Annotated in this window: 16 protein-coding genes; 7 read left to right on the top strand and 9 right to left on the bottom strand. The window is 41.2% G+C overall.

The genetic code is table 11. From position 1 onward, the window contains the following. Positions 1 to 554 precede the first annotated feature (554 nt). Positions 555 to 1,154 carry a malonic semialdehyde reductase gene (locus N518_RS0108390; RefSeq protein ID WP_005026227.1) on the bottom strand — a complete coding sequence of 200 codons (600 nt, stop codon included), beginning with the start codon at positions 1,152 to 1,154 and terminating at the stop codon, positions 555 to 557. Positions 1,155 to 1,174: 20 nt separating this feature from the next. Next, a complete protein-coding gene (gene rutD / locus N518_RS0108385; RefSeq protein WP_005026229.1) occupies positions 1,175 to 1,957 on the bottom strand; it encodes a pyrimidine utilization protein D in 783 nt (260 codons plus the stop codon). Positions 1,958 to 2,237: 280 nt separating this feature from the next. Here rutD and N518_RS0108380 point away from each other — a divergent pair, with 280 nt between their 5' ends. Next, a complete protein-coding gene (locus N518_RS0108380; RefSeq protein WP_005026231.1) occupies positions 2,238 to 2,771 on the top strand; it encodes a lecithin retinol acyltransferase family protein in 534 nt (177 codons plus the stop codon). Between the two features lies 1 nt (position 2,772). On the opposite strand, the gene N518_RS0108375 is transcribed toward N518_RS0108380, so the two are convergent. Together N518_RS0108375 and N518_RS0108370 are read right to left on the bottom strand one after the other, a co-directional pair. Next, entirely contained in the window at positions 2,773 to 3,549 is a 777-nt protein-coding gene (locus N518_RS0108375; RefSeq protein WP_005026234.1) for a hypothetical protein, read from the bottom strand. A gap of 57 nt (positions 3,550 to 3,606) precedes the next feature. Further along, the gene (locus N518_RS0108370; protein ID WP_005026236.1) at positions 3,607 to 5,331 is read right to left on the bottom strand and encodes a glutamine--tRNA ligase/YqeY domain fusion protein; all 1,725 of its coding nucleotides are present in this window, start codon (positions 5,329 to 5,331) and stop codon (positions 3,607 to 3,609) included. A 167-nt stretch (positions 5,332 to 5,498) separates the two neighbouring features. Here N518_RS0108370 and N518_RS0108365 point away from each other — a divergent pair, with 167 nt between their 5' ends. The 3 genes from N518_RS0108365 (at position 5,499) to nfsB (ending at position 7,521) form a co-directional block, all read left to right on the top strand. After that, complete coding sequence (locus N518_RS0108365; RefSeq protein ID WP_005019994.1) at positions 5,499 to 6,008, top strand: peptidylprolyl isomerase; 510 nt, start codon at positions 5,499 to 5,501, stop codon at positions 6,006 to 6,008. 18 nt (positions 6,009 to 6,026) lie between these two features. Then, entirely contained in the window at positions 6,027 to 6,746 is a 720-nt protein-coding gene (locus tag N518_RS0108360; RefSeq protein WP_005026238.1) for a UDP-2,3-diacylglucosamine diphosphatase, read from the top strand. Positions 6,747 to 6,867: 121 nt separating this feature from the next. Further along, positions 6,868 to 7,521 carry an oxygen-insensitive NAD(P)H nitroreductase gene (gene nfsB / locus N518_RS0108355; protein ID WP_005026240.1) on the top strand — a complete coding sequence of 218 codons (654 nt, stop codon included), beginning with the start codon at positions 6,868 to 6,870 and terminating at the stop codon, positions 7,519 to 7,521. 137 nt (positions 7,522 to 7,658) lie between these two features. Here the strand turns inward: nfsB and N518_RS17455 are convergent, their stop codons facing one another. The 5 genes from N518_RS17455 to N518_RS0108330 all read right to left on the bottom strand — a co-directional run bounded on the left by N518_RS17455 (position 7,659) and on the right by N518_RS0108330 (position 11,555). Beyond that, the gene (locus tag N518_RS17455) at positions 7,659 to 7,787 is read right to left on the bottom strand and encodes a hypothetical protein (RefSeq protein ID WP_016801188.1); all 129 of its coding nucleotides are present in this window, start codon (positions 7,785 to 7,787) and stop codon (positions 7,659 to 7,661) included. A 39-nt stretch (positions 7,788 to 7,826) separates the two neighbouring features. Further along, positions 7,827 to 8,681: a DMT family transporter gene (locus tag N518_RS0108345; protein ID WP_005026244.1), complete on the bottom strand. Its 855-nt coding sequence runs from the start codon at positions 8,679 to 8,681 to the stop codon at positions 7,827 to 7,829. Positions 8,682 to 8,769: 88 nt separating this feature from the next. Next, on the bottom strand, positions 8,770 to 9,807 hold the full coding sequence (fba, locus tag N518_RS0108340; protein ID WP_005026246.1) for a class II fructose-bisphosphate aldolase: 1,038 nt from the start codon (positions 9,805 to 9,807) through the stop codon (positions 8,770 to 8,772). 121 nt (positions 9,808 to 9,928) lie between these two features. Then, a complete protein-coding gene (locus N518_RS0108335) occupies positions 9,929 to 10,228 on the bottom strand; it encodes a hypothetical protein (protein WP_005026248.1) in 300 nt (99 codons plus the stop codon). A gap of 139 nt (positions 10,229 to 10,367) precedes the next feature. Then, entirely contained in the window at positions 10,368 to 11,555 is a 1,188-nt protein-coding gene (locus tag N518_RS0108330; protein WP_005026252.1) for a phosphoglycerate kinase, read from the bottom strand. 139 nt (positions 11,556 to 11,694) lie between these two features. Here N518_RS0108330 and N518_RS0108325 point away from each other — a divergent pair, with 139 nt between their 5' ends. Genes N518_RS0108325 through N518_RS0108315 form a run of 3 tightly spaced genes read left to right on the top strand, consistent with a single transcriptional unit; the run spans position 11,695 to position 13,874 of the window. Further along, a complete protein-coding gene (locus tag N518_RS0108325; RefSeq protein ID WP_005026254.1) occupies positions 11,695 to 12,078 on the top strand; it encodes a DUF2237 family protein in 384 nt (127 codons plus the stop codon). After that, positions 12,078 to 12,671 carry a Maf family protein gene (locus N518_RS0108320; protein WP_017400600.1) on the top strand — a complete coding sequence of 198 codons (594 nt, stop codon included), beginning with the start codon at positions 12,078 to 12,080 and terminating at the stop codon, positions 12,669 to 12,671. Before N518_RS0108325 ends, N518_RS0108320 begins: the two co-directional genes overlap by 1 nt. A gap of 30 nt (positions 12,672 to 12,701) precedes the next feature. Further along, positions 12,702 to 13,874, top strand: a complete 1,173-nt coding sequence (locus N518_RS0108315; protein ID WP_005026259.1) for a cupin domain-containing protein — start codon at positions 12,702 to 12,704, stop codon at positions 13,872 to 13,874. Positions 13,875 to 13,964: the final 90 nt, after the last annotated feature.

Below are 13,964 nucleotides of genomic sequence, written 5' to 3'. Positions count from 1 at the left end.
AATAACTAATAAGATGAGTAGCTTTCATAGAATCTTAGACTGGCTCTATCCAGAATAGAAATGAATAACAGAGTTAAACCAAGTTTAAATATCAAGCGCACCATGACGTAAAAAACAGCGGTACATTACTCGCAAAGGTATTAAAATTATTTTTAAGATCTATCTTGAGTTGTATAAATATAGAGAAAATTATTAAAAATCAGAATTAGGGCAGTTCTATTAAATATAAATACTGTGAATAAAACGAGTAATCTGTGCTTTAAAGCGCAATACGACTGCAACAGTGGCTTTTTTAAGCTTCTTATCAAATATAAGTGTTTCCTAAGAAAATAATCGAAGCATACTAATAAATATAAATTAGATAAGGGCTCAAGAGTAGTATTTTTAATTAGATAGTGCATCAGGAACAGAAATATAAGCATCTTCAATTAATCGCAGCAAAAATCTATTCAAAGCTAATTTTTTAACTATTAATAATTTATTTAAGATTTAGTATTTTGATTTTTTAGAATTACTTGAGCAGCAACAACGCGTATGTTCCTGCTCGATGGGCTTTAGAGTATTTTGCAGGTTTTTTCAAAATTCAGTCGAGGTAACCGCTCAAACAATTTTTCTGTAGCTCCATAGCCAATATTAATCAGCAGGTTAGATTTCCAACTGGTGCCTGCAAAAAAAGTTTCATCAATTAAAGCTGGATTAAAACCGGACATTGGACCGGTATCAAGCCCCAGGCTCCGACAGGCCAAAATCAGATAAGCTGCTTGCATGGAACTGTTACGAAAAGCCGTTTCATGTGCCAGTTCTGGACTTGAAGTAAACCATGACCGGGCATCTCCATGTGGGAAAAGTTCAGGCAGCTGCTCATAAAATTCTGCGTCATAAGCTACTACCACTGTTACGGGCGCGCTCATTGTCTTTTCCAGATTCCCTGATGATAAGGCCGGTTTAAGTTTGGCTTTGGCTCCTGCAGATCTGATAAACAAAAACCGCGCAGGTGAACAGTTTGCCGAAGTGGGAGCCATTTTCACCAGATCGTAAATCTGCATAAGCTGCTCATCGCTTACATCACGTTCCTGCCATGCATTATAGGTACGTGCTTCAGTAAATAACTGCTTGAGTACATCCTGCTCTAGGCCTTGCTGATAAATTGTCATTTTCTACTCCCTATATCAGATTAATCTGTTGTTTTAGTTAAAAATTTAATTAGTATCTCATTTACGCTTTGAGCTTGGGTTATGGTACTGGCATGACCGCCATTTGGTATTAATTCCAGTTCAGCATTTTTAATCAGCTTGGCAAGTGCCAGCCCCCGTTTCCATGGCACCAGAAAGTCATCCTGATTGGTTAACACCAGAGTAGGATTTTGAATCTGACGCGCCACTTCAAAAGGTTGATAATTCTGTAATGCATGAAGCCGTTTAAAGACATTTTCTAGAGGTGCAAAAATATCGATCATTTTGTTTTCCTGTTCATTCAATTGCAGTGAATGTGCGGAAATCCAGGCAGGCGGATATAAAAATAAGGCCTGAGCCCGTATATAAGCTTCAATACCTGCATACCGAAGTAAAGCAATACGGGTACTAAAACACTTTTCAGTATGCGAATCGAGCCGGTCCCAAGCATTAATCAGGACCAGTCTATTGACCAGCTCAGGATAAAGCCGCACAAGTTCTATGCCTATAAACCCACCTAGGGCATGTCCTATAAAATGACAGTTTTGCTGTTGGTGCTGTTTTAAAATTTTTGCCAGATGCTCTGCCAGATGCTGTATGGAATAATTTTCCGGTAATTCTGGACTCTGCGGTTCTATGCCTTCATGGTCATAGCAAATGACCTGAAAATATTCTCTTAATGCTTCAATCTGCGGCTGCCAAAAATTCGCGTGGCCACCTAGGCCCGAACTGAGCACCACTGTCTGAACAGAATGGTTTTTACAGGGATAAATTTCAACAGTCATACACTCATCTGCTTTAGTTGAATTGTTTTATTCCCAGCAAAAAACATACCAGTTTTGACCAAACGGTCAATTTTCCATGAAGCGTTAAATGAAAAATATTTTTATTTTAAAAGAATTGTATAAGCCACCCTTAACAGTTTTTTATTTTTTCTAAAAAATCTGAATATTCAATAAAAGTGTTAAAACGCGCTATATTGTGACAGCCTACACTAATTTTAGGTATAATCCTGACCCTGCTTTCAATAAAGTAATCCCAACGATTTATTGGAATAAAAACAATATGCAGTCACGACGCGTAAAACGCTTCACTGTTGGAGCGCATTTAATTGTTAAACATTTTGGCTATACTCACCATGGTATTTATGCCGGGCGTGGTCGTGTGATTCATTATTCTGGTTTTGCCCATCTATTTAAAAAACATCCTATCGAAATGACCTCACTCAAGAACTTTTCTCATGGCAAGAAAATTTCTGTACGCCACTATGAAGCTCCAAAATATAGTGGCCGCACGGTAGTTAGACGTATGTGTTCCCGCATGCATGAGAATCAGTATCATCTTATTATTAACAACTGTGAGCATTTATGTAGCTGGGCCATTACCGGGGTCGAGAGCAGCCCGCAAGTGGTGAAGATGATGAATCGTCTGACAACTATCGGTTATGTCAGTTCAATCATGAGCTATATGAACAGCATGATGATTACCGTGGCTACCACATCCTTTGCGCTAGTATTGTATATCAAGAAAAAACTGCGGGATAAGGCAAAAATGCAGATTCCTTCTTATCTCATCTATAAACAGGAAGAAAAAAAGTAGTCTAATGGGTTTTATTGTTTAAAAAGATAAGTGGTTTCATTGCATATTGAAATAGCAATTGCAGAGTGATTGCTGCAATTATGGCAAGGATAAGCGCAAACCAGAAACTCATATATGGCCATGCCATTACCAATATAAAAAAGAAAAGTACAAGCGAATATAAGCCCCGTACTGTACCCCGATATAGAGTAGTGACCGCGTCGGCACCTTGTGTAATATGCGTAAAAACTGCCAGAATCGAACCAATAATTGGAAAAACTGCCAGTAATCCACTCCATGTTCCACCCACCAGATCAGCAGCCTGTGTAACTATCAGCGTGAATACTCCACCTGCTAACATTCGTACCGGCAGATCTTTTGCATGAGCTGCAGGTCGATACACCCAATTTTTCCGAGGTAATAAGTACGGTGTGAAGATCAAACCGAGTAATGCTATACAAAGGGCAAGATAAATATTTTGTGGTAAAAGTACCAGAAAGCTAGAAATAACACTCCAAACCAGCGTTGCCAGAAGAAAAGTCATCCACCAGTTAAGTTTCAGACTTAACCAGCAATAAGCTATCCCAAAACTCAGTAAGGCAATTACACCTGTAACAGCTGCTGTCGCAGTATATATACCAAACCCAACCCCCTGCTCTAAAGCAACCAGCACCACTATCGGGCCAGCAACTACCGGCATACCGGCCAATATACCGGCAACCGTTGTTCCCCAGCGCCGGCCAGCCAGACTGACCAGTAAGATAAAAGCAGGCACTATTAGCAGCTTTAACCATATCATATTTATATTATGCCCTTTAAAAAAAGAAGCCTCTTTCACAAGAGGCTTCTTTTAAGCTTATTTACCCGGTTTAAAACTGTCTCTCAAATCGAGAATTCTATTAAATACCGGTTTTTCAGGAGAATGGTCATAACGATCGGCCACAAAATAACCTTCACGCTCGAACTGGAAACGGTCTTCCGGTTGAGCTTGTGCCAGTGCAGGTTCAATTACCGCCTGAAGCACTTTGAGTGATTCAGGATTAAGGTTAGCCAGGAAGTCATCTCCAGTTTCTGGATCTGCTTCAGTAAACAGGTGATCATAAATACGGACTTCTGCCGGTATACCTTGGGTTGCAGAAACCCAGTGGATAACACCTTTTACTTTACGCCCTTCCGGATTTTTACCCAGAGTTTCCGTATCAATTGAACATTTCAATTCTACTACCTCACCGCTTTCATCTTTAATAACTTCATCGCATTTAATGACATAAGCATGACGTAAACGAACTTCACCATCTGGTATGAGGCGTTTAAAACCTTTTGGCGGCACTTCTTCAAAATCTTTACGGTCAATATAGATTTCAGAGGTCAGCGGAATCCTCCGCTCACCCATATCTACATTTGGATGGCGCGCATGAACCAGATCCATGGCTTCTGGCAGATTAGTTAAAATTACTTTAAGTGGATTTAGGACTGCCATACCACGTGCTGCACTATTTTCCAGTGACTGACGGATGCAGAACTCCAGCATTGCCACATCAACAATACCGTCAGTTTTCGAAACGCCTACTCGCTTGCAAAAATCACGCAATCCTTCTGGAGTAAAACCGCGACGGCGCATACCAACAACTGTTGGCATTCGAGGATCATCCCAGCCATGTACATGCCCACCTTCTACCAGCTTACGCAGTTTACGTTTTGAAGTAATAGTATAATCGACATTCAGACGGCTAGATTCGTACTGGCGCGGTACAGCGGGTGAGTGGACTTTCTCGACGACCCAATCATAAAAAGGACGGTGGTCCTGGAATTCCAGAGTACAAAGCGAATGTGTGATGCCTTCAATCGCATCAGACAACGGATGGGCATAATCGTACATCGGGTAGATTTTCCATTTATTGCCTGTTTGATGATGCTCAGAATGCAACACACGATACAGAATCGGATCACGCATGTGGACATTTGGTGAAGCCATATCAATTTTAGCGCGGAGTACCGCTTCACCTTCACTCAGTTCACCATTACGCATCTGCTCAAAGCGTGTCAGATTCTCTTCAACACTTGCATCACGATAAGGTGAGTTTTTGCCTGACTCTACAAAAGAGCCACGATTTAACTTAATCTGTTCTGGAGTCTGCAAGTCTACATAGGCATCGCCCTGCTGAATCAACTGAAGCGCCCATGTATAGAGCTGATCAAAGTAGCTTGATGCATAACGCGGCTCACCTTCCCATTGAAATCCAAGCCATTTCACATCATTAGCAATGCCATCTACATATTCCTGCTCTTCGGCATCTGGATTGGTGTCGTCAAAACGCAAGTTACATGCACCTTGATATTCTTCTGCAATTCCAAAGTTCAGACAGATAGCCTTTACATGACCAATATGCAAATAGCCATTCGGCTCTGGTGGGAAGCGGGTGATTACTTTCTGGGTACGCCCGGCAGCCAGATCATCACTAATGACCTGACGGATAAAGTCTAAGCCTGCCTGTTGTTGTTGCTGCGCTTGATCGACTATGGCTTCATTATTTGGTGTCGGGTTATTTGGCAGGGATGAAACAACATCATTGGGCTTCATAATAGATAATTCACTTCTAAATCAAAAAATGAGGATAATTAAAACGCTATTCAGTTTTTTTAACAAAGAAAATAACGTTTTTACTTGCCTTGTAGTTTACAGTTTGCTTATGCTTCTCTCAACCAAAAAACCCATGGCATTTTTGTCCATGTTCAGGAGATTAACCAATGAGTTTTCCTCAAGTCGAATTAAACACCAATAAAGGTCGTATTGTTCTTGAGCTTAATACTGAAAAAGCACCTAAAACTGCTGAAAACTTCCTGCAATATGTTCGTGACGGCTTTTATGACGGCGTTATCTTTCACCGTGTGATTGACGGTTTCATGATCCAAGGTGGTGGCTTCGACGAAAACTTTAAAGAAAAAGCAACTCGCGATGCAATCGAAAATGAAGCAGATAACGGCCTGAGCAATGACGAAGGTACGATTGCAATGGCACGTACCCAGGCTCCTCACTCTGCATCTGCCCAGTTTTTCATTAACGTGAAAAATAACTCTTTCCTTAACCATACAGGTAAAACTGCTCAAGGTTGGGGTTATGCAGTGTTCGGTAAGGTTGTTGAAGGTATGGACGTTGTTAATGAGATTAAAAATGTCCGTACTGGTAACCGTGGTTACCATGCCGATGTTCCTCTGGAAAATGTTGTAATCGAATCTGCTAAAATTATCTCTGAATAATTTTATACAGGACACCTTGTGACCTATCTGTTTATTTCAGATTTACATTTGTCACCTGAACACCCTCGACTTGTTCGGGGGTTTTTAGACTTATTAAAATATTATGCAAACCAGCATACCCAGCTCTATATTTTAGGAGACTGGTTTAATGCCTGGATCGGTGATGATTATTCCGCGCCTTGGCTGGATGAAATTGTTCAGGCTTTACAGCAGTTCCAACAAGCTGGTAACACTATCTATTTTCAGGCCGGAAATCGTGACTTTGCCCTAGGCCAAAAATTCTTGGACCAGTTTCACGGTGTTCTATTGCCAGATATATATCAGTTGAGTATTGGTGCTTTAGCGTTCCGGCTAGAACATGGAGATGCACTTTGTACTGATGATATATCTTATCAACGCTTTAAAAAGATAATTCGCAACCCACTTTTGCTGGGCTTTCTAAAGCGTCTACCACTCGGTTTTAGACAAAAGCTGGCCAATGGATTCCGTCAAAAAAGTGCTGAGACCAAGCAGACCAAAGCTTATGAAATTATGGATGTTAACCAGCATACAGTTGAGCAGGTTCTAGAAAATTCCGATATTTTGATTCACGGCCATACACATCGCCCTGCAATTCATGAAATATATAATAAAAAGCGTATTGTGCTAGGTGACTGGAGAGAGCGTTCTGCTCAAATTCTGGAGATAAATCCGCTAGCAGAGCAAACAGAGTTAAAGTTGATAAGCTGGAATTATTAAACAAACAATATAATCCTGCTTCTTTAAGATAAAAATTGATTGAATTTACGAGTATTATTTAAAAAATATCGTATGATCAATCTCAATGATTTGAACCTAAATGCAGTGATGGAGTACATATATGGATCTGCTTGATATCGTACATAACCGCTATACGACTAAAGCTTATGACCCAACCAAGAAAATTTCACAGGAGCAGTTTGAACGCTTCCTGGAAATACTTCGTTATACTCCTTCATCAATTAACATTCAGCCTTGGCATTTCTTTATCGCTGATCATGAATCTGCCAAACAGCGTATTGCGAAAGCTCTGGTGGGCAAGTACAGTTATAACGCACCTAAAGTATTAGACTCTTCCCATACTATTTTATTTTGTACTAAAGCCAATATTACTGAAGAACATCTTGAGCATTTGTTAAATCAAGATGCAGCAAGTGGGCGCTTCAAGGATGAAACAGCCAAACAAGGTCAGAAAGACAGCCGTAGTGGTTATGTTGATTATTACCGCAATGAAAAAGGTGATGTCCAGCGTTGGGCTGAAAATCAGACTTTTATTGCTCTTGGGCAAATGCTATTGGCAGCAGGTATTGAAGGTGTGGACGCTACCCCTATTGGTGGATTTAATGAAGATATTATCAGTGCAGAATTAGGCCTAACTGAATTAGGCTTAGTTCCATCAGTATTACTTACATTAGGCTACCGCAGTGCAAGCGATTTTAATGCCAAGTTACCTAAATCACGCTTGGATAGAGAACAAATTTTTACCAAGCTATAAAATTCTAAATTGAGGAGAGGATATCTCTCCTTTTATAATTGTCATCATAATTTTATATAAAAATTTTAAAATCATTCAAAAACTGGAAATAAAAAACAATGTTACCTATTCCCAAACGTCTGCTTAAATTTGAATGTCTAGGTTGCGGCAGCATGTACATAGAACAAATAAATAGACAGCATATGCTTTCCTATCCAGCATGCCCAAATTGCCAGCAGCCAGGCCAGATACTTGGTAGTGTCAATAAACTGGATTATTTGCTTCATCCGGTAGCAGTGATAAAAATTTACTTACCTTAAAGCATATTACATGGCATATGCCAGACAGATTACTCCAGTCAATCCTAAAATTAAGCCGATTAATGTCGGGAGATTCAGTTTTTCTTTAAAGTACAGCAAGCCACTCATCACGCCCAGTAATACTACCAGAATATTCATTCCAGCAAATACAATAGCCGGGCTATCTTTAAGTAGCATATGGGCCTTAATGTACAGAGCAATATTACAAAAATTAAGCAAGCCCAAACCTGAACCAGCTAATATATTTTTTTGTGACCACCGGTTTTTTTGTAAAACCAGAAAACCGCTTGAGAGTACAAAAGAAAAGAGAAAGGCCAGATTCAAGGCCAGTGCAAATTGTAAGCCTAAGCCTGTGGTGTATTTTAAAAGAATATCCACCAACGCGTAGCCTATCCATACACTCAATAGAAAAACCAGACCTTTTTTATGATCGGAAGTCGTTTTTTCCTGAAAATGTTGACCGAATAATAAACTGATTACTGCGACTATTCCTAGACCTATACCCAGCAGTTTACTAATACTGAACTGTTCCTGAAATATAGAAAAAGCAGCCAGTAGAGATAATACAACAGACAGGCGTTGCGCAATTTCGGTTTTCAGGATTCCTGCGTATTGTAGTGATCTGGCCAGACATAGAAATATACCAGGCAATAGCATACCTAAAATAAAAATCAGCCACCACGGAGTGGTACTTAAAGAAACATGAGAAAAATCCGGTTTAAACCATATATAGCAAAGCACACTGGCAACTGCATAATTGACAGTAATCATTTGCAGAGCATCAAAACCGTGTGATTTGCCCCATTTTAAGAATATAGACACTGCCACACTGCATAAGGCCGCCCCAAAAATCAGTTCCATCTTGCCACTCTTAGCTTGTTTTACTTGAGCTTATAGAAAAAGCCCACATCTGTGGGCTTTTAAATATTATAAAAAATCACGTAGTGAGTTATTTATAACGATCAACCATTTTTTCCAGTGAAATCGGATGGATTTTATCTGCATGGCCTGCCGTACCAAATGCTTCATAACGATCTACACAGATCTGTTTCATTGCATCAATAGTCTTGGCAAAGAATTTACGCGGATCAAATTCACTTGGCTGCTCAGCCATCATACGGCGCATTGCACCGGTAGAAGCCAGACGTAAGTCTGTATCGATGTTAATTTTACGTACACCATGTTTGATCGCTTCTACCAACTGCTCAACTGGCACACCATAAGTTTCTTTGATATCGCCGCCGTACTGGTTAATAATAGCTAACCATTCTTGTGGAACTGAACTTGAGCCATGCATAACCAGGTGTGTATTTGGTAGAGCCGCGTGAATTTCTTTAATACGGTCAATTGCCAAGATGTCTCCCGTTGGTGGACGGGTGAATTTATACGCACCATGTGAAGTACCTACAGCAATTGCCAGCGCATCAACATTGGTATCAGCCACAAAACTGCGTGCTTCTTCTACAGAAGTCAACAGCTGAGAATGGTCAAGTATCCCTTCTGCACCTACGCCATCTTCTTCACCAGCCATACCGGTTTCAAGTGAACCCAGACAGCCAATTTCACCTTCTACTGAAACACCACAAGCATGTGCCATTTGTACAGTACGACGAGTCACATCAACATTGTATTCATAGGAAGTTGGTGTTTTACCATCTTCACCTAATGAACCATCCATCATCACCGAGCTAAAGCCAAGCTGAATTGAACGTTGGCAAACATCTGGGCTGGTACCATGATCTTGGTGCATAACTACCGGAATGTGTGGCCATTCTTCAATAGCAGCCAGAATAAGATGACGCAAGAACGGCGCCCCTGCATACTTACGGGCCCCCGCTGAAGCTTGTACGATCACAGGTGAATTGGTTGCGTCTGCAGCCAGCATGATTGCGCGCATTTGTTCTAAATTGTTTACATTGAACGCTGGTACGCCGTAGCTATGTTCTGCGGCGTGGTCCAAGAGCTGGCGCATCGAAATAAGTGCCATAATATCCTCCCAGGTAATGCGGCCTATTCTACCCTGTCATTTATTTCAATTCAGCAACAAAACACATGATTTAAAAAAAAATCCCTGCATTTGCAGGGACTTTTAAACAAAAGCCTACAATTTACTGTGTGGCTGTGCCTGTAGTAGCTGTTTCAGCATCTGGTGCAGGCATTTCTGCTGCTGGAGTCATAGAATCTTCAGCTGGTGCATTCGCTTGTTCAGGCGAAATATCTGTATTATTTTCATCCATGACTGGCTTATCGATTGCATCAATTGCAGCTTGTTGTTCAGGTGTTATTTTTTCTTCTGCAGCAGGTGCATTTTGCCCCTGATCAGTTGCAGCTGCTTCTTCTTTCTTTGCACACGCAGTTAGTACCAGTGGTGCGACCAGTGAGATCACAAGCATAAATTTTAACTTCATTACCTTTACCCAAACAAAGAAGATCTAATGCAGATTATGTTATTGCACAAATATGACAGTTATATGAATCTAAAATGAAAACAGGCTGGACCAAGCCAACCTGTTTAAACTTTAAAAATTATAGAATCAGAAGAATGTATTAGGCACGCTCTAGTAGCACGGCTACTGCTGGCAAGGTTTTGCCTTCTACAAACTCAAGGAAAGCCCCTCCACCAGTCGAGATATAGCCAATTTTGTCAGCGACTTCATATTTATCAATAGCTGCCAATGTATCTCCACCGCCTGCTATCGAGAAACCGGCAGACTTTGCAATTGCCTGAGAAAGCGTTTTGGTACCCTCTCCAAACTGGTCAACTTCAAATACACCGACCGGACCATTCCATAAAATAGTTTTTGAATTTTTAAGAATCTCTGCAAATGCCTGAGCTGTTTCTGGACCAACATCCAGAATCATATCATTTTCCGAAACTTCTGATACTTTTTTGACTACAGCTTGAGCTTTTGCCAATGAACCCAAGAAATCTTCAAAGTTAATTTCAGATGCATTAGCAACAACCACGTCAGTTGGCAAAGGGACAGAAACTTTCGCAGCAATCGCTTTTGCAGTGTCGACCAGGTCTGCTTCAAAAAGCGATTTACCCACGTTATAACCAGCGGCGGCCAAGAAAGTATTGGCAATACCGCCGCCAACAATTAACTGGTCACAAAGTGTAGATAAAGAATTTAAAACGTCGAGTTTAGTAGAGACTTTAGAACCTGCAACAATTGCTACCATCGGCTTTTCAGGTGTTTTTAGTGCACGGCCCAGTGCATCCAGTTCTGCTGCAAGCAGCGGCCCTGCTGCTGCAACCTTGGCAAAGCGCGCTACACCTTCTGTAGATGCTTCTGCACGATGCGCAGTACCAAATGCATCCATAACAAAGACATCACACAATGCAGCGTATTTTTGTGCCAGCTCAGGATTATTCTTCTTTTCACCTGCATTGAAACGTACATTTTCCAGTAAAACTACCTGGCCGGCCTGAACTTGAACGCCATCCAAGTACTCTGTAACCAACTGGACTTCCTGACCCAGTGCCTGAGACAGATAAGCCGCAACAGGAGCGAGTGACTGTTCCGGTTTAGGTTCACCCTCTACCGGACGACCCAGATGAGAACACACTATCACTGCTGCACCTTTTTCCAGCGCAGCCTGAATTGTCGGTAATGCAGCGCGTAGACGTGCATCGCTCGTAATCTCACCATTTTTTACAGGAACGTTTAAGTCTTCACGAATAAGGACACGTTTGCCTGTCAGGTCAAGGTCAGTCATACGCTGAAAGTTCATGTAATACTCTCTTTATGTATTTAAAAATGCCATCGATTTTAAATGATTATGCTTAAAAAGGTTAGCTTCTTTTGCATAAAAGCTAACGTTTGCCAAAGATTTGTTATGATAGATAAAGCCTGTCTATTTCCGAGTACTTATGTCTTTTCATCCTGATCCGAAGATTAACCGCTTAAATGTATTAGGTGAACCCTTGGCAAGCTGTTGCTATGACCCTATTACCGGATATTTCCGTAATGGTTTTTGCCATACTGCTGCTACTGATCTGGGCCAGCATACTGTTTGTGCACAGATGACATCTGAATTTCTAAGTTTTTCTCAAAAACTGGGTAATGATCTGATTACGCCCTTACCGGAAGTAGGTTTTCCCGGACTAAAACCTGGTGACTTCTGGTGTATCTGCGTAACGCGCTGGGTTGAAGCCTATCAGGCTGATATGGCTCCGCCTGTAAAAATTCATGCCTGCCATCAGGCAGTACTCAGTTATGTACCTTTAGATATTTTAATGGATTATGCAATTTGATGAAGCAGCCTCCTCTTATTCTGGCCTCCAGTAGTGATACCCGTAAAGCGCTGTTGAATCGTTTAGGCTTGCAGTATCGATGTATTTCACCAGATATTGATGAATTACCCCAGGGTGAGACACATGCAGATGAACTTGCAAGGAGACTGGCTTTTGACAAAGCTCATATTGTTGCCAGACTTTACCCTGAAGCAGTAGTGATTGGTTCCGATCAGGTAGCATGGCGGGAACATACACCCGATGATTTTATAGGTAAGCCCTTAACAGTTGAAAAGGCAGTGCAACAGTTGCAGGTCAATTCCGGGAAAACGGTCTATTTTAGTACGGGGCTGAGTGTACAGCAGCATTCCACAGGTTTTCAGCACACACTGGTAGAGCATTATCAGGTAAAATTCCGCACATTAAATCTGGCCGAAATTGAGCGATACATCGAACTGGATCAACCACTTCACTGTGCAGGTAGCTTTAAATGTGAAAGTCTGGGCATTAGTCTGTTTGAAAAGATGACGGGTAATGACCAGACAACTTTAATGGGCCTACCCATGATTCAGCTATGCCAGATTTTGCGCCAACTCGACTTCCAGATTCCCTAGCTAATTTTTTTAATATTTACAGGTTTTTCTATGTCCCAACCTCTAGCTGTCTTAGGCGGTATAACTGCCGAACAATTTTTAAGTGAATATTGGCAAAAAAAACCGCTACTGGTCCGTAATGCCCTGCCCGAAATTATCAATATTCTTGAACCGAACGATGTTAAAGAACTTGCGCTTGAAGAAAATATTACTGCCCGTTTAATCAAGCAAAAAGATAAAGATTCTAACCAGTGGTCAGTGAAATCTTCTCCCCTGATTAAAGGCGATTTCCAGAAAATGCCAAAACTATGGACCTTGCTGGTTCAGGCGGTTGACCATTATTCATTTGACCTCGCAGCCCTATGGAAAAAATTTCCCTTTATTCCACAGTGGCGCCGTGATGATATTATGGTGTCTTATGCGCCTAAAGGCGGTTCAGTTGGCAAGCATTTTGACTTTTATGATGTATTCCTGGTGCAAGGTTACGGTCACCGTCGCTGGCAGCTTGGGCAGATGTGCGATGCAGACACGGCTTTTGTTCCAGGTCAGCCTCTTAAACTGCTACCAGATATGGAGGTAAATTTTGATGAAGTACTGGCTCCAGGTGATCTGTTATATGTTCCGCCAGGTCTGTCTCACTATGGCGTAGCAGAAGATGACTGCCTGACCTTTTCCTTTGGTTTTCGCATGCCTAATATTGCAGATATGATGGATCGTGTGAGTGATAAATTTTCTGAAGACCAGTTACTCAGAAATCCGCTAACCGATATTCTGCGTGACCAGGCTACAGCAGCAGGCGAGATTACACCTGTTGAACTTGAGTACCTTAAAACAGAACTGCTTGCCCGTCTGCAAAACTCTACTGTACTTGATGATGCTATTATCAGCTTGATGTCAGAGCCGAAGTATCCGGAGAATATTCCTGAAGCGGAAGAGATCGGTACAGGTGATCTGGAAGAAGCTTTGGATCAGGGTTACATGCTAATGCTGGAACCTGCTTCACGCCTGCTTTATACAGATGAAGACAACCAGCTACTTTTTTGGGCAAATGGTGAAGCACTATATATTTCTGAAAGCTTTGCAGCCTATTTAAAGCGCCTTGCTGATGGTGAAATTCTGGTTCTTGATCAGAATTTAAATGATGAAGAAATACTTGAAGATATCGCACAACTATTGACTGACTCTATTTTGATGCTGCTTCCACCAGAAGAAGAGCAGAACTAATATTTATTTATAAAAAATAGCCAGACCTGTTCTGGTTATTTTTTTATCTGAAAAATTATCTCAGTTATCTTCTTATATGACTGAGAATGA

The sequence above is a fragment of the Acinetobacter sp. UNC436CL71CviS28 genome (assembly GCF_000620525.1).
GTDB lineage: Bacteria > Pseudomonadota > Gammaproteobacteria > Pseudomonadales > Moraxellaceae > Acinetobacter > Acinetobacter radioresistens.
The sequence above is the reverse complement of the archived record's forward strand: the minus strand, read 5'-3'. Positions and strand labels throughout refer to the sequence as shown.

Excerpts from the sequence above, each read along its gene's own strand:
- N518_RS0108390 (WP_005026227.1), bottom strand. The coding sequence starts at position 1,154 with ATGACAATTTATCAGCAAGGCCTAGAGCAGGATGTACTCAAGCAGTTA.
- rutD (WP_005026229.1), bottom strand. The coding sequence starts at position 1,957 with ATGACTGTTGAAATTTATCCCTGTAAAAACCATTCTGTTCAGACAGTG.
- N518_RS0108380 (WP_005026231.1), top strand. The coding sequence starts at position 2,238 with ATGCAGTCACGACGCGTAAAACGCTTCACTGTTGGAGCGCATTTAATT.
- N518_RS0108375 (WP_005026234.1), bottom strand. The coding sequence starts at position 3,549 with ATGATATGGTTAAAGCTGCTAATAGTGCCTGCTTTTATCTTACTGGTC.
- N518_RS0108370 (WP_005026236.1), bottom strand. The coding sequence starts at position 5,331 with ATGAAGCCCAATGATGTTGTTTCATCCCTGCCAAATAACCCGACACCA.
- N518_RS0108365 (WP_005019994.1), top strand. The coding sequence starts at position 5,499 with ATGAGTTTTCCTCAAGTCGAATTAAACACCAATAAAGGTCGTATTGTT.
- nfsB (WP_005026240.1), top strand. The coding sequence starts at position 6,868 with ATGGATCTGCTTGATATCGTACATAACCGCTATACGACTAAAGCTTAT.
- N518_RS17455 (WP_016801188.1), bottom strand. The coding sequence starts at position 7,787 with ATGAAGCAAATAATCCAGTTTATTGACACTACCAAGTATCTGGCCTGG.
- N518_RS0108345 (WP_005026244.1), bottom strand. The coding sequence starts at position 8,681 with ATGGAACTGATTTTTGGGGCGGCCTTATGCAGTGTGGCAGTGTCTATA.
- fba (WP_005026246.1), bottom strand. The coding sequence starts at position 9,807 with ATGGCACTTATTTCGATGCGCCAGCTCTTGGACCACGCCGCAGAACAT.
- N518_RS0108335 (WP_005026248.1), bottom strand. The coding sequence starts at position 10,228 with ATGAAGTTAAAATTTATGCTTGTGATCTCACTGGTCGCACCACTGGTA.
- N518_RS0108330 (WP_005026252.1), bottom strand. The coding sequence starts at position 11,555 with ATGAACTTTCAGCGTATGACTGACCTTGACCTGACAGGCAAACGTGTC.
- N518_RS0108325 (WP_005026254.1), top strand. The coding sequence starts at position 11,695 with ATGTCTTTTCATCCTGATCCGAAGATTAACCGCTTAAATGTATTAGGT.
- N518_RS0108320 (WP_017400600.1), top strand. The coding sequence starts at position 12,078 with ATGAAGCAGCCTCCTCTTATTCTGGCCTCCAGTAGTGATACCCGTAAA.
- N518_RS0108315 (WP_005026259.1), top strand. The coding sequence starts at position 12,702 with ATGTCCCAACCTCTAGCTGTCTTAGGCGGTATAACTGCCGAACAATTT.